Below are 19,047 nucleotides of genomic sequence, written 5' to 3'. Positions count from 1 at the left end.
CGCCATGCGCCCAGCCCACATTCTCACCATTCTCGACCGTGAATTCGCGAGTGCCCGGCATCACACGCCGGTGATGCTGTGGGGGCCGCCCGGGGTGGGGAAATCCCAAATGGTGGCGCATATCGCCGCACTTCATAGCGTGCCGCTGATCGATATCCGGTTGTCGCAAATGGAGCCGACCGACCTGCGCGGCATCCCGTTCCGCAGCGGTGACCTGGTCGAGTGGTCGATCCCTGCCATGCTGCCGGATGCAGATCGCCACGGCGCAGCGGGGATATTGTTTCTGGACGAAATCACCTCGGCGCCGCCCAGTGTGTCAGCCGCCGCCTACCAGCTCATTCTCGACCGGCGCCTGGGCGATTACCGCGTGCCGGCAGGCTGGGCCATCTTCGCCGCCGGCAACCGCCAGGGCGACCGCGGCGTGACCTACGCAATGCCCGCACCCCTGGCCAACCGCTTTACCCACTACGAGGTCGAGGCCCATCTGGACGACTGGGTGGCGTGGGCGCACACGGCAGGCATGGACGAACGCCTGATCGGCTTTCTGCGTTTCCGCCCCGACCTGTTGTTCAGCTTCAACCCGGCACACAACCCGGTTGCCTTCCCGAGCCCGCGCTCGTGGGAGTACGCCCATCGCGCGCTGCAAAAATTCCGCGACACGCCCGATCTGATGCTGGATGCGCTGCAAGCCTGCGTGGGGCAGGCCGCCGGTGTGGAGTTCAAAACCTTCATCGACAACATGACGCGCCTGCCCGACATCGAAGCCATCCTCGCCGGCCGGGCCGCCGACGTGCCGGAAGGCATCGACCTGCAATACGGCGTGGCGGCCGCGCTGGTGCGCCGCGCCGTGCTGGCGCGCGAAACCCTGGAAGCCAACCGTGTGTTCGGCAATATTCTCGATTATGCGCGGCGCTTCCCGCAGCGCGAAATGGGTGTAATGCTGGTCACCGACATGCACCGCTCGATCGGTAAACCGCTGTTTGCGGTGCCGGAATTCGAGGACTGGGCCAACACCATCACCGATCTGATGCTCTACGACCTGCAATGGTCGCCGATGCGCTGAATCCGGCATGGCGTTTGAACCAGACATGCCCGCTCCCAACGAAATCGCCACCAAGCTCTCCGCCGCTCGCACCCGGCTGATCCTGGAGCGGCCATTTTTGGGCGCACTGGTGATGCATTTGCCATTACAGCCGGTCGATGCCAAAACCTGCGACAGCGTCGCCACCGATGCGCGTGCACTCTACTACCATCCGGCCTACATCGAGCGCCTGTCGCTGGCGCAAACACAGTTCGTCCTCGCCCACGAAGCGCTGCACTGCGCTTTGGGCCACTTCGCGCGGCGTTCGCACCGAGTGATACAACGCTGGAATATCGCCTGCGACCACGCAGTCAATTTGCTGTTACTGGGGGAAGGCTTGCGACCGCCGCCCAATATCCTCGCCAATGACGAATACCGGGGGCTGTCCGCCGAGGAAATCTACCCGCTGATTCCCGAGGACAGCAGCGAACAGACCCTGGACAAGCACCTGTTCGACCAGACCGAAAACGATAGCGGCGAGCAAGATAACGACCAGACCCAACACGAATCTGCAGACAGTGCAGATGAGAGTCAGGGCGAAGGCGACGGGCAGCCCGAAGAAGGTGACGGAGAACAAACCCGGGACACGCCCCGGCCCTCCCCCGGCGGCGACGGCAGCAATCCGGGGCAACCCCAACCGCGCGCGAAATCCAGTCCGCACGGTGGCCCCGGCATGGACGACATGACACCTACCCAGCGTGAAGAACTGGCCCAGCAATGGCGCGGCCATCTGGCCTCGGCCGCACAACAGGCGCGCATGGCCGGGCGCTTGGGCGAATCCTGGCTGCGCCTGGTCGATGAACTCATCGCTCCCCGGTTGCCCTGGCGCACGCTGCTGGCGCGCTACCTGATGAATTCGGCGCGCGAGGACTACAGCTTCCAGCGCGTGTCGCGACGCGAGGGTGCAGCACTGTTGCCCAGCCTGTACAGCCGCCGCATCCAGCTCATTGCCGTGCTCGATACCAGCGGTTCGATTAGTGATACCGAGATGCACGAATTCGCCGCCGAGATCAATGCATTGAAGAGCCAGGTCAACGCCCAGGTGACCCTGCATGCCTGCGACGAGCGCCTGGCTGAAACCGGCCCGTGGCGCTTTGAGCCATGGGAGTCGATCACGTTGCCGGACGGCTTCGCGGGCGGCGGCGGAACGGATTTCCGCCCACTGTTTGAATGGGTTGCCACCGAGCAGCTACGCCCCGATTTGCTGGTGTATTTCACCGATGCCGAAGGCGAATTTCCCGAGTACGCACCCGACTACCCGGTGCTGTGGCTGGTCAAGGGCAAAGCGCCAGTCCCCTGGGGCGAGCGGGTACAATTGAACTGATTTACCAACCCCATTCGTTAGCCCAGGAGGTCACAGCGCACATCGAGAAAACCGAAATCAAACCATGCGATCTTGTTCGGTCAGGCTGATTACCCTGGTTTTCCTCCATGTACTCCGTGATCTCCACAGCAAAAAGTTTTTTCTGAAAGCACACACCATGAAACTCGGCACCCCGCTCTCCCCTTCCGCCACCCGCGTCATGTTCCTCGGCAGCGGCGAACTCGGCAAGGAAGTCATCATCGCCCTGCAACGCCTCGGCGTGGAAACCATCGCTGTGGACCGTTATGCCAATGCACCCGGCCACCAGGTCGCACACCGGGCGCATGTGATCGACATGACCGACCGCGCTGCCTTGCGCACCCTGATCGAGCAGGAGCGTCCTCATCTGGTCGTGCCGGAAATTGAAGCCATCGCCACCGATGCGCTGGTGGAAATCGAACGCAGCGGGCTGTGTGAAGTCATTCCCACTGCACGCGCCGCCCAGCTCACCATGAATCGTGAAGGCATTCGTCGCCTGGCCACCGAAGAATTAGGCTTGCCCACATCACCCTACTGCTTTGCCAACAGCGTGGCCGAATTGCAAACGGCGATCGATGCCGGCATCGGCTATCCATGCATCGTCAAGCCGGTGATGTCGTCTTCCGGCAAGGGTCAAAGCAGACTGGACGGCCCGGCTGACGTGACCAGCGCGTGGGACGTTGCCGCCAGCGGCGGGCGCGTGGATCAAGGCCGGGTGATTGTCGAGGGCTTCATTGATTTCGATTACGAAATCACCCTGCTCACGGTCCGCGCAGTGGGCGCATCGGGTCAGGTTGAAACCTGTTTCTGCGAGCCGATCGGCCACCTGCAGGTGAAGGGAGACTACGTCGAATCCTGGCAACCGCAGGCGATGTCTGCGGCAGCCTTGGCAGGCGCGCAGGAGATTGCCAAAAAAATCACCGACAGCCTCGGCGGGCGCGGTGTTTTTGGTGTGGAATTGTTCGTCAAAGGCGATCAAGTGTGGTTCTCGGAAGTGTCGCCGCGCCCGCATGACACCGGCATGGTGACCATGTGCAGCCAGTATCAAAGCGAATTCGAGTTGCATGCTCGTGCCATCCTCGGCCTGCCGGTGGACACACACCTGCGCGAACCGGGTGCTTCCGCGGTGATTTATGGCGGCATGGAGGCCAGCGGTATCGCGTTTGATGGCATTGCTGAAGCGCTCGCCGTACCGCGTTCCGATATTCGATTGTTCGGCAAACCCGAAGCGTTTGCACGACGGCGCATGGGCGTGGCATTAGCCTGTGCAGAGACCACCGACATCGCCCGCGATCGCGCCAAATTGTCTGCCAGCCGGATCAAGCCTGTGGCAGTCCGGTAACCCGTTAGATCAGAAATTCAAACGCGTATGACGTAAAAGAAGCGTGGCCAGGTTTTTATTAGCTGTCCCGTCTTAACCGTTGACAGTAAGGCTGGGATTCGGGCCATACAGCGCCGCGCGAGGCCTGGACAAACACTTTGGCGAGTTTGTCGACGCATTGGCTGAGGCGGCAAGTTCGGCGTCACCCACGAGCGTGCGGAAGACGCCCTTCTGTATATCCTGCAGGCGGCGCTTGACCTCGGCGGCGCGCATGCCGTTAGGGGACGACACGTACCGACCAATATTCGGCGTTTTCGGGAGAGAAGACGGGGCAGTAGCGTTTTATGACACGCTTTGCCATTACCGTTGCCTTCTGGCGACCCCGCCTGCTCAAATAGCATGCGTGTGCACGAAAGATGAAGGGCTATTCAGCCTGCCCCATATAGTTTTGCCGCAACGCCAGGCGTTTCTCATACGCCTCACGCGCGATCGCCACGTCTTCGAGAAAATACGGCAGCTCTGGCAGTGTCAACGCCTGCGGCCCATCCACCAGCGCGGACGCGGGGTTCGGATGGAAGTCCACCAGGATCATGTTGGCGCCGGCGATGACGCCTTGCGCCACGACATGGGTGATGTCGAGCATGCCGTCCGGTCCGGCTGCGCGCGTGCCGACCGAGTGAGAAGGGTCGATGCACACCGGCATGCGGGTCAGGCGCTTGACCACCGGCACGTGGGCGAAGTCCACCAGGTTGCGGTGCGGGTCGCCCATATTCGTTTTCATCCCGCGCAGGCCGAACACGACTTTGCGATTGCCTTCGCTGGCCAGATATTCGGCGGCATTGAGCGATTCGTCCAGGGTAATGCCGAAACCGCGCTTCAACAGCACCGGGAAGCGCTGCTGGCGTCCGACAATCTTGAGCAGCTCGAAGTTTTGCGTATTGCGCGTGCCGATCTGCAGCATCACGCCGGTGGGGTCGCCGGTCTGGTGCAGCGCCTCGAAAATCTCTGCCATGTGCGACTCATGGGTGATCTCCATGGCGATGACCTTGATGCCGTATTTGCCGGCCAGCTCGAATACGTAAGGCAGACAGTCCTTGCCGTGCCCCTGGAACGCATAGGGATTGGTGCGCGGCTTGTAGGCGCCCATGCGCGTGCAGACCTGGCCATTGTCGCGCAGTACCTTCATCATTTGTTCGACGTGCTCGCGGTTATCCACCGCGCACAGTCCGGCGAATACATTGAGGTTGTCCTGGCCGAAGCGCACGCCGTTGTATTCAAAATGGCTGGGGCGCGGGTCATTGGCCTGATGGCGTCCGAGTACGCGGTATTCTTCGGATACCCGCACCGCGCGCTCTACCCCCGGCAGGCTTTGCATGTAGTCCATTGCCAGCCCGGCGGTGCTGCCGATCAGGTAAATCTCGGTGAGCAGTTGCGTCGCGCCCTGCTCTTCATGTACGCGATACTGGATACCCGGCAACTTGTCCAGATAGCTCATGAGCTGCTGGTAAGCAGCACTGTCCGAGCGGGTATTGGGAGTGAGGATGAGGATCATGCTTTACACGCCATTCGATAAAAGCACGATTGTAGCCTAACCCGGCTGATGGATGAGCCGTCCCGCCCCGATTTGATCTGTCAATCGGATGAAAACAGCCGGCTATTTTTTCAGCAGGGCAACGATCTGCATTTCCGCCTGCGCCCAGTCTGCAGTCGGATCACCAGGCGCAAAACTGCGACGCTCGGCAATGTAGTAGGCCGCTTCGGCAATCATGCGATAGCGCTGCTCGGGACTGACTGGAAGCATGGGTGCCTTCACACTACGCTTGGTTGCCGGAGCCTTCTCAACAGGGGCGGCCGTTTTAGCCTTGGCCACCTTGGGCTTGGCGGCTACCACAGCCTTGGCTGCGGATTTGCCGGTCGCAGGCTTTGCAGTTTTTGTTTTGGTTTTGACCTTGGTTTCGGCAGCAGTGGATGCCGTTTTACCTGATGCTTTGGTTTTTGCTTTGGACTCGGCCATGAATATTCTCCGTTCGATTAAGCAGGGAGCTTACAGACTGCGTTTGACAGTCAGGTTAAAACGACGCTGAACCTGGTAACAGCAATTTGCATACCGGGGTTCGCGGCACAGTTCCGGCGCTGCGGACGGTGATAACATCCGGACCCCGCACCACGCCCGTGCATCCGTGCACGCTTTGTGCGCGTCAGGCGGTGCCGCCCACCGTCAAACCATCAATGCGCAAGGTTGGCTGACCAACGCCGACCGGCACGCTCTGGCCTTCCTTGCCGCAAGTACCGACACCTGGGTCGAGCGCCATGTCGTTGCCGATCATGGAAACGCGCGTGAGCACATCGGGACCATTGCCTATCAAGGTAGCACCTTTCACCGGATAGGTAATTTTTCCATCCTCGATCATGTAGGCTTCGGCCGCGGAAAACACGAATTTGCCGCTGGTGATGTCCACCTGCCCACCGCCGAAGTTCACCGCATACAGGCCGTGCTTGACCGAGGCAATGATCTCGGCCGGATCCTTGTCGCCATTGAGCATGTAGGTGTTGGTCATGCGCGGCATCGGGATATGGGCAAAGGATTCACGCCGCGCATTGCCGGTAATCGGCACGCCCATCAGACGCGCGTTGAGCGTGTCCTGCATATAACCCTTGAGCACGCCATTTTCGATCAGCGTAGTGCACTGAGTGGGATTGCCTTCGTCGTCCACATTGAGCGAACCGCGCCGGTTCATCAGGGTACCGTCATCGACCACCGTCACACCGCTGGCGGCGACGCGCTCGCCCACACGCCCGGCAAACGCCGAGCTGCCCTTGCGGTTGAAGTCGCCTTCCAGGCCGTGGCCGATCGCCTCATGCAACAGAATGCCCGGCCAGCCCGCACCCAGCACTACGGTCATGCTGCCCGCCGGGGCTGGCTTGGCAGCCAGATTGGTGAGCGCCTGATGCACCGCCTGTTCGGCATATTTTTTCAGCATCGCATCGCTGAAATACTCATACCCGAAACGTCCGCCGCCACCAGCCGAGCCCTGCTCGCGACGGCCATCCTGCTCGGTAATCACCTGTAGCGACAGCCGCACCAGCGGACGCACGTCGGCAGCCTGGTGCCCATCGGAGCGCGCAATCAGCACCACGTCGTATTCCGACGCCAGGCTCGCCATGACTTGCGTAACGCGGCTGTCGATGGCGCGCGCATAGCGCTCCAGCTTTTCCAGCAGCGCGACTTTTTCTGCATCTTTCAGGGTGGTGAGCGGATCCAGCGGCTGATACAGGGCATGGCCGCCAGGACGCGCCACCGCATGAGACTTGCGCACTGCACCGCTCTTGGCGATGGCACGCGTGGCTTCCGCGGCGGCGAGCAAGGCCGGCTGGCTGATGTCGTCGGAATAGGCAAATGCGGTCTTCTCGCCGGATACGGCACGCACTCCCACGCCCTGCTCGATGTTGAAGCTGCCGGATTTGACCTGCCCCTCTTCCAGGCTCCAGCCTTCGGAGCGCGTATATTGAAAATACAGATCGGCGTAGTCCACATGATGGTCCATAAGCCGTCCGAACACGCTATCGAGCTGGCTGGCGTCGAGCTGGTTGGGCACCAGCAGGGTTTCATGCGCGGTCTGAAACAGCGTCTCCGGGTTGGGGATCAGTACACCGGTGAGTGTGGAAGTCATCTTGGAATACGCCTGTGAAGTGAGTAGGGTTAGATGGTGACGAAGCGCCAGCGTTCAAGCCATTTACTATTTAACCGCCTTGCCCTGAATCTGTATATGACTGCAATCCAGGGTGCGATGTTTCAATGCAGGGAGGCTTTTTCTCAGGCTCGCCTGATAGGCTGGATTAATACCCGCCATGACCACGCCCGAGCCGCGTGGCAGGCGATCCAGCACCACCCCCCACGGGTCGACGATCATGGTGTCGCCGTGCGTCTCGCGGCCGGACAAATGATAGCCGCCCTGCGCGGGCGCGATGACGTAGGCCAGATTCTCTATGGCACGTGCACGCACCAGGGTTTCGAAATGCGCCTTGCCGGTGGTGGCGGTAAATGCCGACGGCACCAGGATGATGTCCACGTCGGGCATGGCGCGATACAGTTCGGGGAAGCGCAGGTCATAACAGACGGACAGCCCGATACGGCCAAATGGCGAATCCAGCACCACAATCCGGTCACCGGCTTCGATGGTTTTCTCTTCCTGATAGTGTTCGACGCCCAGGTCGAGGCCGAACAGGTGGATCTTGTCGTAGCGCGCCACCAGCTTGCCCTTGTCGTCGTACACCATGCAGCTGTTGCGAACTTTTTTGGGGTTGTCGCAGGCCATCGGCACGGAACCGCCTACCAGCCAGATCTTGTGTTTTTTCGCGGCAGTCGCGAGAAATTTCTGGATCGGGCCCTTGCCCTCCTCCTCGCGAGCGGCAACCTTATCGGTGTCCTTGTTACCCATGATGGCGAAAAACTCGGGCAGCGCCACCAGTTTTGCGCCGCCGGCTGCGGCCAGTGCGACAAGCCGTTCGGCTTCCGCCAGATTGGCGCTGACATTGGGGCCGGAAGCCATCTGGATGGCAGCCATGCGGATGACGCCGGGTGCGGTTGCGCGTGCCGGTTTGGCCACGGCAGTACGGCTTTTGCGTTTGGCAAAACTGGATGTGGATTTACTGTGTCTTTCGGTCACTATTCTCTCCATGCTGCCGCCCTCGCGGCAGTTCACTCAATCTGGCTCAAGGCGATGGTTCTCCGCCCTTGGCCTCACGGTCAACCCGCTTGACCACCGGATCAGACCACGCGCCGGTAACGCTGTATTCAAACGTGGCCGCCTGGCCGAAGGGATCCTTCAGCAATTTTTGCACGGCCAGCGCACCCAGCCCCACGACCGGACCGCCAATCAGGGTACCTGCCAGCGCCACGCTTTCGCTCAGTTTTGGGGATACCGCCACGCGCAACTGCTGGGTCTCGGTATTGATATTTACCATACCGCTCATGCGCACCTTGGCAGAGGGTCCCTGCATGCGGAAATCGTCACTGTAAACCACGCCACGACTCAACCTCATGGTACCGGAAATCTCATCGAAGGCGAACCCGTCGCTAAATACATCCCGGAAATCCAGCCCGATGCGACGCGGCAATGCCTGCAGGCTGAGCACTCCTAACAGCTTGCCAATACCGGGGTCTACCTTGGCAAACTGGCCGCTGCTGGCCTTCAATGCAAACGTGCCGGACAACGAGGGAATGGCGATATCCGCGGGTGTGCCGTTCCACTCGCCCTCGCCATCCAGCGTTGCCCGGCCGCGCTTGACCAGGCCAGGATGATCGAAACGTCCGAGAAACTTGCCCACATCATTCACTTCAAGGTGAATTTTGGCCTGGGTCTGCGGAATGCGGTCAGGATTCCAGACCCCTTGCATGGTCAAGGTACTGTCCGGGTGTGACAGGCGAATGGATTCAAAATCAAGACCGTCACCCCGCGGCGTGGCAGTGACCTGTAATTGACCGAGCGGACGATTTTGCAACTGCAAATTATCCACGTGGATATCCAGCGCCGGCAGGCTGCCATTCTGTGAGGATTTCACTCCGTCTGCAGGCAGGGCCGCCGGGATGTCCAGGGTTTTGAAATGCGCACTGAGTTTGTCCTGCGGCCGGCCAGCACCGGCATCTGCGGGTTGCCATGTCACCTCGCCATTGACACCCTGTCCGGCTACGTTGGCCCGCCACGTGCCGCTCTGGTTGCGTGCATTGATGTTGATATCCTGAAAACGGTGACCAAACAGGTCGAGCGTACTGAAGTTGAGATTGACCCCGGCCAGGGGTGGCAACCCGCCCGCACCGGTTCCAGCCGCCGAGAACTGATTGCGCCAGCGATCCAGATCAGACAGGGGCAGCGAGCCTGTAATCCATAGCCCGCTCTCCTGCGGGAGTGCCGCCTCGCCGCCAAAACGCACTGCACCGCGTTCGAACACCGGTTGGCCGTTTTTCAGTGTTTGTAACAGCAACGCTGAAGCGACCTGTCCATAATGGATCGACAGCAGCGATTCACCCGCTGCGCGCAGGGTTTTTTTCACGCGCAGCGGCTGGCTTTCCGCCGCTGTCTTGGCAAAAGGCGGCGGCAAATCCGATGCCATGCCCACCAGATTTGATTCAAAATCAGCTTCGGTCTGAAGATGGCGCAGATTGATCGTCGCGTGCCAGTCCGCCGTGCCGCGCAGATGGTTTGCCAATGCCGGGGTCAGAAAACTTTTTAGCCCGGCTGCACTCATGCGGCCTTGGGTAACCAGGCGCGTTATCCCACCCGGCTGGCTGGTCGCTGAAATCGTAGCGGGCCCGCCCAACAGTTGAACGCTGATGTTTTGCGCCGCAATGCCGGTATTGGTGAATTGCAGCCGGCCGCGGATATTCTGCAATGGCGGCATGCCGACAGGGGTCAGCGTATTGCCGTCGAAAGCGAGATCGCCAGCCACCGTGACATCGTGCGCATGGTGCAACGGCACTTTCAGATTCAGGCGCAACCGGCTGTTGCCGGTGGCACCCATATTGTTGGTGATGCCGTCTATTAATTTTGTCACTGGACTGGTATTGACAAAGCGCACGAACGCGTCCGTAGTCCCGCGCGCCTCCCCGTTCACTTCCAGCATTGGGTTTCCATTGAACAGGTCAGGAACAATTGCGCTTACCCGGCTGAGTGCCACGCCATAGATGTTCGCCTGGTTCGAGGTGATTTCCATACGCTCGCCGCGAAACAGCAGATTCCCCTGTATGCCTTCGATCCTGGGCCAATCCGGCGCGTATTGCAGCACCCCATTTTCGATCCTGGCAGCGACTTCGAATAAACCATCACGCCCGCCCCGGAAAGGAAAGTGTGCAAGATCTCCTTTCAACCGCACGCTCATATCGCGAGCCTGCCCACCCAGCAATGCCGTTTGCAACCACTGATCCGTGTGCTCATTCACTGTCACGGGAAGATAACGATAAACCTGACGCGCATCCAATCGACTCAGACGCGCGGTCAAATCGATGTTTCCCCGCTGCCCCGGTTGATACTGATATTCGCCAAACGCACTGCCTGACAGATCGGTATTGGCGAAGGTGGCTTCGGTGAGTTTGAATAGATACCCCTGCTTTTGCTCGCGCCAGTTCATTTGCGCTGTCAGGGTAGCCAGCGCCACGTCCGCTACAGGCAGCACGCGCGGCAGTGCCAGCAACACATTGCTGCTATTGATCGACAGCGTGCCATAGCTCCGCGTTGCATCGATATTTCCGGACAATCCCGCGGCCCCGGGCAAACTCCCCTGAGCCTGCCAGCCGAGCCGGGTAAAACGGCCCTTGACCTGGTAATCGAGTGGCATATGGTCGGCACTGCCGCGCCACGCCAGCGTGAATTTCTCCAGTTGGCCGCGCGGCTGCAAATCTGTCAGGCGCTGGCGTTGCGTTGCATCCAGCGGCAGATAGGGTGCCAGTGCCGCCAGTCGCTCGAGCTGTATATTATTCGTATCAATACGGCCGCCGCCCGGCAGGTTCGCTTTAGCCGGATCCAGCCTCAGCGTGAGGTCGAACGGCGCCACATAGACAAAATTCGTTGTGCGTAAACTCAACTGTTTGACCGCAAACGACTGCGCCAGCCCCAAGCGCTTCCAGATGGTGCGCCCCGATATATTCGCCAGTTTCAGTACCGGCAAATTCGGCGCGAACTGTACCGACACCTGGCGCAGGGAAGCATCCACCGTTGCGGCAATCACTTGCTTGCTGGCCACATCCAGCCACACGCGCAGGCCGCCGTAACCCTGGCTGATGGCATACGGCAGCGTCAGCCACTGGCGCCACTGGCCGAGATCGGTACGATCCGCACGGGCATATATCTGACCATGCCAGCTGGCCAGATCATCCAGGCTGCGCCCGCTGAAATCGCCCCGTATATCAAGTGGCTGGGCAAGCTGTGCGGGGGGGATGGCTGTCAAGCGAAAACGGTGCCTATGGCCGCGATTTTGCAACGTCAGGTTGACATCACGTGCCACCAGATACGGCGCACCACGGCGTTCGTCGTCCCACGCCAGCGTGGCATGATTGACCTGGATATTACGCTGCGCCAGCAGCCAGTCGCCAAACCCGCCGGATGAACCAGACTGGTTGAGCAGAATACCTGCCACATGGATGCCCTGCATGTCGCGCCGGATGGTAAGCGCCACATCGTCCATGGTGAGCGAAGCCAGGCGCAGCTCGCCATGCAGCAGCGATGTCCACGACAGCACCCCGCGCACATCGGCCAGAAACAGTGCCGGGCGCCCGTCTGCACCAAACACGCGAATGTCGCGGATGCGCAGGTGCGGATGCAGGCCTTGCCAGTTGGCATTGATTTCGCCCAGCGTGACGCGCTGCCCGGCGCTGTGACTGATGGACGCGGCGATAACATCACGCCAGCGGTCGATGTCGGGCAATATCCACAAACGCAACAGCAAAACCAGCGCCACGAACAGCAACGCCAGCGGCAGAAACACATAGTCAACGCCACGCCTGATCCAGCGGCGGCTAAAAGCAATCATGCTGAAATACCCAATACCGTCATGTCGCTACCATCATCAGAAAATAACCCACAGGACAGGATTGACAGGATGATTCGAGAAAAATTTGGCTGGTTCTGTCAATTCCGGGAAATACTGTCCTCAATTTGTCCTTTCCATTGGCGTCACGTCGGCTGACTTGCAGGCTTGCTAATTCACCGCACCGCTTCCTTGAGTTGTTCCAGAATCGCCGGATTCTCCAGCGTGGACACGTCCTGGGTAATTTCCTCGCCCTTGGCGATCGCGCGCAGCAGGCGGCGCATGATCTTGCCGGAGCGGGTCTTGGGAAGATTGTCGCCGAAGCGGATTTCATCCGGCTTGGCGATGGGACCGATCTCCTTGCCGACCCAGTCGCGCAGTTCCGCGACGATTTTCTTCGCCTCGTCACCGGACGCACGCACTCCCTTGAGCACAACGAAAGCGACGATTGCTTCGCCTTTGATGTCATGCGGCTTGCCCACCACGGCGGCTTCCGCCACTAGCGGATTGGCCACCAGCGCGGATTCGATTTCCATGGTGCCGAGGCGGTGGCCGGACACGTTCAGCACATCGTCGATGCGTCCCATGATCCAGTAATAGCCGTCGGCATCGCGGTGGGCGGAATCCCCGGCGAGATAAATCTTGCCGCCCAGTTCCTCAGGGAAATACGCTTTTTTGTAGCGTTCCGGGTCGTTCCACAGGCTCCGCAATTGCGACGGGAATGGGCGCCTGATCACCAGATAGCCGCCCTGCCCCAGCGGCACACTGCCGCCGTGCTCGTCCACCACATCGGCCATGATGCCGGGCAACGGCAGGGTGCACGAACCGGGCTTGGTCGCCACCGCGCCGGGTAACGGCGCGATCATGTGCGCGCCGGTTTCGGTCTGCCACCAGGTGTCGGTAACCGGGCAACGGCTTTGGCCGACCGTCTCGTAATACCACATCCATGCTTCCGGGTTGATCGGTTCGCCCACCGTGCCCAGCAGACGCAGGCTGGAAAGATCGTAGTTTTTGGGCAAATCCGCGCCCAGCTTGATCAGCGAACGAATCGCCGTGGGTGCGGTGTAAAACGTGGTGACCTTGTGATCCTGGATTGTTTTCCAGAAGCGTCCGGCATCGGGATAGGTCGGCACGCCTTCGAAGATCACCTCGGTCATGCCCAGCGCCAGCGGGCCATATGCCACGTAACTGTGGCCGGTAATCCAGCCCACGTCGGCGGTACACCAGAACACATCGGTGTCCGGCTTGGCGTCGAACACCCACTGCATCGACAGGATCGCGCCCAGCAAATAACCGCCCGAGGAATGCTGCACGCCCTTGGGATGACCGGTGGAGCCGGACGTGTAGAGTATGAACAGCGGGTGTTCGGCATCCACCCATTCCGGCTCGCAGGTTTGCGCCATACCGTTCACCAGATCGTGCCACCAGATGTCGCGGGCGGGGTTCCATTCGGCAGCGTCGCCGCTACGCCGGTACACCACCACCGCTTCTACGCATTCGCAACCGCCCAGCGCTATCGCTGCATCCACCGCCGATTTCAATGGCACAGTCTTGCCGCCGCGGATACTGCCATCCGCCGTGACCACCATCCTGGCGCCGGCATCGCGGATGCGCTCATGCAGCGACTTGGCGGAAAAACCGCCGAACACCACCGAATGAATCGCTCCGATGCGCGCGCAGGCCTGCATCGCCACCACCGCTTCCACACTCATCGGCATATAAATGATGACACGGTCGCCCTTTTGCACGCCGCGCGATTTCAGGCCATTGGCGAACGCGCACACCTGGTTGTACAGTGCCTGATAAGTGACCCGCGTCACCGCGCCGTCGTCGGCCTCGAAAATCAGCGCGGTCTTGCCGGCTTTGTCCGGCAGGTGGCGGTCGAGACAGTTGTAGGAAACATTCAGTTCGCCGTCGTAAAACCACTTGTAGAATGGCGCATTGGATTCATCCAGGGTTTTGCTGAAATCTTTTTTCCAAGTGATGCTGGCGCGCGCCATATCCGCCCAGAAGCCCTCGTAATCCGCCGCTGCGCGCGCAGTCAAGGCCTGGTAGCCGTCCATGCCCGAGACGTTGGCCTGTGCCTGGAATGCAGCAGAAGGTGGAAAAATGCGTGTTTCCTGCAAAATGGATTCGATATTGGCCATGCGGGGCTCCTGAATTATTCTGATACGCAGTATAAAAAACCATTTTAACCCGAAGCACACCATGCCCGCACATCACATGATAGAACGCGCCGCCTCTCATTCACATTATTTGACGCGTCTGCTGGCTGCAGATGCGCAATTCGTCCACAGCCTCGCCAGCGGACTCGATCGACCATTCGACGCGGATACCATGCAGGCGCAGTTGCAGGCTGCCGCGCCCGGCGACGAGGCCGCGCTCAGCACCGCACTGCGCAAACTACGCCAGGCGGTGATGGCGCGGCTGATTGTGCGCGACCTTGGCGGCCTGGCGGACTTGGCCGAAGTCATGGGCACCTGCACCGATCTGGCCGAAACCACACTGCGGTTCGCCCTCGCCCACCACAGCGCCTGGCTGGCGCAGAAACACGGCATGCCGAAAAATCCGGACGGCAGCGACATGCAACTGGTGGTGGTGGGGATGGGCAAGCTGGGCGGGCGCGAGCTGAATGTCTCGTCGGACATCGACCTCATCTACCTCTATCCGGAACAAGGCGAAACCACCGGCGCCAAGCCCATTTCCCACCACGATTTTTTCATCCTGCTCGGCAAAAAACTCGGCCTGGCGATTTCCGACCTGACCGCCGACGGCTTCGTGTTCCGTGTGGACATGCGCCTGCGTCCATGGGGCGACGCCGGGCCGCTGGCGATGAGTTATGCCGCATTCGAGGACTACCTCGTAGCCCACGGCCGCGAGTGGGAACGCTACGCGTGGATCAAGGGGCGCGCGTTGACCGGCACCCGGCTGGCGGAGCTCGACCAGATCATCCGCCCGTTCGTGTTCCGCAAGTATCTGGACTTCAATGCCCTTGCCGCAATGCGCGAACTGCACACGCAGATTCGCCGCGAAGTCATCCGCCGCGACCGTGCCGACAATATCAAACTGGGGCCGGGCGGCATCCGCGAAATCGAATTTATCGCACAGGTATTCCAGTTGATCCGCGGCGGCCGGGTGCCCGTGCTGCAAACCCGCTCGTTGCTGGCGGTGCTGCCCCTGCTGGCGGCGCGCGGCCTGTTGCCGGAAAACGTGGTGGCCGAGTTGCAGGCGGCCTATGTTTTTTTGCGCAATCTGGAGCACCGCCTGCAATACCTCGACGACGCGCAGACCCAGATGCTGCCGATTCAACCGGACGACCAGACGCGCATCGCCACCAGCATGGGGTACGCCAATTACCCGGCTTTTCTGGCCGCGCTCAACGCCCATCGCAGCCAAGTGTCGCGCCACTTCGACCAGGTATTCGCCGCCCCGCAGGCGGACGGCGGCAGCCACCCGCTGGCCGGGCTGTGGCAGGGCGCGCTGGAAGACGCCGATGCGCTGGCGACCCTGGCCAAGCTTGGCTACAGCGTGCCCTCCGAAGTCTGCAACCGCCTGCGCCAGATCCGCTCCAGCACCCGCTATACCACCTTGCCCGCCAGCAATCGCGCGCGCTTTGACACGCTGATGCCGGCGCTGATCGAAGTCGCTGCCGGTTGCAGCCCGCCCGATGCCACGCTGGCGCGCATCCTCGATCTGCTGGAAACCGTGGCGCGGCGCGATTCCTACCTGGCGCTGCTGGTGGAATACCCCGCCACCCTGCAGCGCGTGGCCGCGTTGTGCGCAGCCAGTCCGTGGGCGGCGCAGTATCTGGCGCGCAACCCGATGCTGCTGGACGAACTGCTCGACACCCGCGTGCTTTACGCAGCACCGGACTGGCCGGCGCTGGGCGACGAACTGCAAACCCTGATGGACACCCACAGCGGCGACACCGAACGCCAGATGGACGCCATGCGCCAGTTCCGTCAGCGCGTCACCTTTCACCTGCTGGCGCAAGACCTGGCCGGCGTGCTGGCGCTGGAGACCCTGTCCGACCATCTCTCCGATCTGGCCGCGCTGATTTTGTCGGCCACCCTGCCACTGGCGTGGGCAGGCGTGCGCAATCGCCACCGCGCTACGCCAGCCTTTGCCGTCATCGGCTACGGCAAGCTGGGCGGGCGCGAGATGGGCTATGCCTCCGACCTCGACCTGGTGTTTCTCTACGACGACCCCGCGCCCGCAGCCGCCGAGCACTATGCGCGCCTTGCCCAGCGCATCAACACCTGGCTGGGCAGCACCACCTCCGCCGGCATACTCTACGAGACCGATCTGCGTCTGCGCCCGGACGGCGCGGCCGGCCTGCTGGTCAGCAGCGTCGAGGCATTCAGCCAATACCAGCACGGCCACGCCTGGACCTGGGAACACCAGGCGTTGACCCGCGCCCGCTACGTGGCGGGCGACGCCGCCGTAGGTGCCGCGTTCGAGCGTATCCGCTGCGACATCCTCTCCCAGCCGCGCGACCCCGCCAAACTGCGCGAAGACGTGCTCGCCATGCGCCGGAAAATGCATGACGGCCATCCCAATCGCAGCGATCTGTTCGACCTCAAACACGACGCCGGCGGCATCGTGGACGTGGAATTCATGGTGCAATACCTGGTGCTCGCCCACGCCGCGCACCATCCCGAACTCACCCGAAACAGCGGCAACCTCGCCTTGCTCAGGCTTGCTGCCGAGCTGGAGCTGATTCCGGCCGGCGACGCTGAGGCAGTGCGCAACGCCTACCGCGAATTCCGCCGCCTGCAGCATGCGTTACGCCTGCAGAGCGCGCAGACCGCACGCATCGAGCCGATGCAGGTCGCTGACCATGCGGCAGCAGTCAGGCGGCTCTGGGGCATACTTTTCGGATAACCGGAGCGCGCCGAATCGGTTACAATTTCCCTTTTACAAGTCTTTGGAGTTGCTGCAATGTCAATGGCGGACCGCGATGGTTTTATCTGGTACGACGGCAAAATGGTGCCCTGGCGCGACGCCACCACCCACGTCCTCACCCACACCCTGCATTACGGCATGGGCGTATTCGAAGGCGTGCGTGCCTACAAAACCGACCAGGGCACCGCGATTTTCCGCTTGCAGGAGCACACCGACCGCCTGTTCCGCTCGGCCCACATCCTCGGCATGAAAATGCCGTTCGACAAAGCTACCATCACTGCTGCCCAGCTCTCCGCGGTGCGCGACAACAAGCTCGAATCCGCCTACCTGCGCCCGATGGCGTTCTACGGCGCAGAGGCCATGGGCATTTCCGCCAAGACCCTGTCCACACACGTCATCGTCGCCGCCTGGACCTGGGGCGCGTACATGGGCGCAGAAGCGCTGGAGCACGGCATCCGTGTGAAGACGTCGTCGTTTGCACGCCACCACGTCAATGTCACCATGTGCAAGGCCAAGGCCAACGGCAACTACATGAACTCCATCCTGGCGCACCAGGAAGCCGCTCAGGACGGCTATCAGGAAGCGCTGCTGCTGGACGTGGACGGTTTCGTTGCCGAAGGCTCGGGCGAGAACGTATTCATCGTGCGTAACGGCAAGCTCATCACCCCCGACCTGACCAGCGCGCTGGAAGGCATCACGCGCGACACCATCGTGCAACTGGCCGGCGAAATCGGCCTGCAAGTGGTGGAAAAACGCATCACCCGCGACGAGGTATACAGCGCCGACGAAGCTTTTTTCACCGGCACCGCCGCCGAAGTCACGCCGATCCGCGAACTCGACAATCGCGCTATCGGCAATGGCTCGCGCGGCCCCATCACCACGCAACTGCAGAAAATGTACTTCGATTGCGTGACCGGCAAAGACCCGAAACACGCCGGCTGGCTCAGCTACATTTAAGGGACCCATCATGACTCAAGTGCTACACGAAAACACCCAGCGCATCATCGAAGTCAGCAGCAGCGATCTGCCGCTGCATTGCCCGATGCCGAACATGATCGCCTGGGACTCGCACCCGCGCGTGTTCCTGCCGATCGAAGTCAAAGGCGAAGCGCTGTGCCCCTACTGCGGCACGCTGTACGTGCTCAAGGGCGGCGCTGTCCCAAACTGCCATTAACCGCCAACCAGTGATGCGCCAACCGTAGCGCGGCGCTAAACACGGCCGCGGCGCAGACCGGGCGAATTGGGCTCTCGGTAAAAGCAAACGTCAGTAAGTGTTTGACGGCTGCTTCATGCTTGAACTCTTCTGTGTAACGCTGCAGCCTGCTCATGACACCTCCTGGTGGCCCTCAGTTTAAGGCGCGTGAAGTGCCTAGAAAAAGCGGGGCGATTCAGTGACGATTTGCGTACGGCACGCGATAAAAGCCATTGCATATCAACAAAACACAATGGCATGATGCGTGCAGGCACTATAACAATCAGCTTTGCGCCGTACTGCCTTCGAGTCGGTTGGGCGCGCTTGAAGCCGCAGCACTACACACTCGCGCTCTACCACAGACTGGAGGCTACGCATGAGTATACGAAACGTTTACTTCTTGATGATTGGAGCGTTATTGCTGATCGGGCCCGCAATATTCTGGTCGCCGGCTGCCCGGTCCCAGATCAACGCCACGCCCAGCTGGGTACCCATCGGCGTCTCTTCGAGCGGAAATGCCAGCACTGCCTGGTTCCATGAGCCATCGTCACGCCAAACATTGGCGTGCCAAACGATCGCTGCACAAGGTTCCGGCATAACAGGCATTAAATGCGTTACTGCCAAGCTGCCTTGAAAAACGCGTTCTAAACTTCAGGCCAGACGAAGGTCCAACCGCGTTCCGCCAT

The 19,047-nt window shown here is 61.0% G+C and carries 13 protein-coding genes; 6 read left to right on the top strand and 7 right to left on the bottom strand.

The window, feature by feature from the left end; all coding sequences use genetic code 11:
• Positions 1–4 precede the first annotated feature (4 nt).
• The 3 genes from ACFDAU_RS04520 (at position 5) to purT (ending at position 3,765) form a co-directional block, all read left to right on the top strand.
• On the top strand, positions 5–1,063 hold the full coding sequence (locus tag ACFDAU_RS04520; protein ID WP_413438823.1) for an AAA family ATPase: 1,059 nt from the start codon (positions 5–7) through the stop codon (positions 1,061–1,063).
• Positions 1,064–1,070: 7 nt separating this feature from the next.
• Positions 1,071–2,405 carry a DUF2201 family putative metallopeptidase gene (locus ACFDAU_RS04515; protein ID WP_413438822.1) on the top strand — a complete coding sequence of 445 codons (1,335 nt, stop codon included), beginning with the start codon at positions 1,071–1,073 and terminating at the stop codon, positions 2,403–2,405.
• A gap of 157 nt (positions 2,406–2,562) precedes the next feature.
• On the top strand, positions 2,563–3,765 hold the full coding sequence (gene purT / locus ACFDAU_RS04510) for a formate-dependent phosphoribosylglycinamide formyltransferase (RefSeq protein ID WP_413438821.1): 1,203 nt from the start codon (positions 2,563–2,565) through the stop codon (positions 3,763–3,765).
• A gap of 403 nt (positions 3,766–4,168) precedes the next feature.
• On the opposite strand, the gene ACFDAU_RS04505 is transcribed toward purT, so the two are convergent.
• From ACFDAU_RS04505 to acs, 6 genes are all read right to left on the bottom strand, one after another.
• Complete coding sequence (locus ACFDAU_RS04505; RefSeq protein WP_413438820.1) at positions 4,169–5,296, bottom strand: 3-deoxy-7-phosphoheptulonate synthase; 1,128 nt, start codon at positions 5,294–5,296, stop codon at positions 4,169–4,171.
• A 102-nt stretch (positions 5,297–5,398) separates the two neighbouring features.
• Entirely contained in the window at positions 5,399–5,758 is a 360-nt protein-coding gene (locus ACFDAU_RS04500) for a DUF2934 domain-containing protein (RefSeq protein ID WP_413438819.1), read from the bottom strand.
• 184 nt (positions 5,759–5,942) lie between these two features.
• The gene (gene tldD / locus ACFDAU_RS04495; RefSeq protein ID WP_413438818.1) at positions 5,943–7,415 is read right to left on the bottom strand and encodes a metalloprotease TldD; all 1,473 of its coding nucleotides are present in this window, start codon (positions 7,413–7,415) and stop codon (positions 5,943–5,945) included.
• A gap of 66 nt (positions 7,416–7,481) precedes the next feature.
• Positions 7,482–8,411, bottom strand: coding sequence for a carbon-nitrogen hydrolase family protein (locus ACFDAU_RS04490; RefSeq protein WP_413438817.1), 930 nt, complete (start codon positions 8,409–8,411; stop codon positions 7,482–7,484).
• A gap of 46 nt (positions 8,412–8,457) precedes the next feature.
• Entirely contained in the window at positions 8,458–12,267 is a 3,810-nt protein-coding gene (locus ACFDAU_RS04485; RefSeq protein ID WP_413438816.1) for a YhdP family protein, read from the bottom strand.
• Between the two features lie 173 nt (positions 12,268–12,440).
• A complete protein-coding gene (gene acs / locus ACFDAU_RS04480; RefSeq protein WP_413438815.1) occupies positions 12,441–14,411 on the bottom strand; it encodes an acetate--CoA ligase in 1,971 nt (656 codons plus the stop codon).
• Between the two features lie 61 nt (positions 14,412–14,472).
• Between acs and glnE the strand changes: the two genes are divergently transcribed.
• Genes glnE through ACFDAU_RS04465 form a run of 3 tightly spaced genes read left to right on the top strand, consistent with a single transcriptional unit; the run spans position 14,473 to position 18,343 of the window.
• Positions 14,473–17,148: a bifunctional [glutamate--ammonia ligase]-adenylyl-L-tyrosine phosphorylase/[glutamate--ammonia-ligase] adenylyltransferase gene (glnE, locus tag ACFDAU_RS04475; protein WP_413438814.1), complete on the top strand. Its 2,676-nt coding sequence runs from the start codon at positions 14,473–14,475 to the stop codon at positions 17,146–17,148.
• A 57-nt stretch (positions 17,149–17,205) separates the two neighbouring features.
• A complete protein-coding gene (locus ACFDAU_RS04470; RefSeq protein ID WP_413438813.1) occupies positions 17,206–18,126 on the top strand; it encodes a branched-chain amino acid transaminase in 921 nt (306 codons plus the stop codon).
• Between the two features lie 10 nt (positions 18,127–18,136).
• On the top strand, positions 18,137–18,343 hold the full coding sequence (locus ACFDAU_RS04465) for a zinc-finger domain-containing protein (RefSeq protein ID WP_413438812.1): 207 nt from the start codon (positions 18,137–18,139) through the stop codon (positions 18,341–18,343).
• A gap of 411 nt (positions 18,344–18,754) precedes the next feature.
• Here ACFDAU_RS04465 and ACFDAU_RS04460 read toward each other — a convergent pair whose 3' ends face one another.
• Complete coding sequence (locus ACFDAU_RS04460) at positions 18,755–18,886, bottom strand: hypothetical protein (protein WP_413438811.1); 132 nt, start codon at positions 18,884–18,886, stop codon at positions 18,755–18,757.
• Positions 18,887–19,047 lie beyond the last annotated feature (161 nt).

Source organism: Sulfuriferula sp. GW1, from assembly GCF_047300855.1.
Classification (GTDB): domain Bacteria; phylum Pseudomonadota; class Gammaproteobacteria; order Burkholderiales; family Sulfuriferulaceae; genus Sulfuriferula.
This window is presented reverse-complemented; position numbering and strand designations above follow the sequence as displayed.

Bases quoted from the DNA above. Each gene is read 5' to 3' on its own strand.
- acs (WP_413438815.1), bottom strand. From the start codon at position 14,411: ATGGCCAATATCGAATCCATTTTGCAGGAAACACGCATTTTTCCACCT.
- ACFDAU_RS04470 (WP_413438813.1), top strand. From the start codon at position 17,206: ATGTCAATGGCGGACCGCGATGGTTTTATCTGGTACGACGGCAAAATG.
- ACFDAU_RS04515 (WP_413438822.1), top strand. From the start codon at position 1,071: ATGGCGTTTGAACCAGACATGCCCGCTCCCAACGAAATCGCCACCAAG.
- purT (WP_413438821.1), top strand. From the start codon at position 2,563: ATGAAACTCGGCACCCCGCTCTCCCCTTCCGCCACCCGCGTCATGTTC.
- glnE (WP_413438814.1), top strand. From the start codon at position 14,473: ATGCCCGCACATCACATGATAGAACGCGCCGCCTCTCATTCACATTAT.
- ACFDAU_RS04500 (WP_413438819.1), bottom strand. From the start codon at position 5,758: ATGGCCGAGTCCAAAGCAAAAACCAAAGCATCAGGTAAAACGGCATCC.
- ACFDAU_RS04485 (WP_413438816.1), bottom strand. From the start codon at position 12,267: ATGATTGCTTTTAGCCGCCGCTGGATCAGGCGTGGCGTTGACTATGTG.
- ACFDAU_RS04505 (WP_413438820.1), bottom strand. From the start codon at position 5,296: ATGATCCTCATCCTCACTCCCAATACCCGCTCGGACAGTGCTGCTTAC.
- ACFDAU_RS04465 (WP_413438812.1), top strand. From the start codon at position 18,137: ATGACTCAAGTGCTACACGAAAACACCCAGCGCATCATCGAAGTCAGC.
- tldD (WP_413438818.1), bottom strand. From the start codon at position 7,415: ATGACTTCCACACTCACCGGTGTACTGATCCCCAACCCGGAGACGCTG.
- ACFDAU_RS04520 (WP_413438823.1), top strand. From the start codon at position 5: ATGCGCCCAGCCCACATTCTCACCATTCTCGACCGTGAATTCGCGAGT.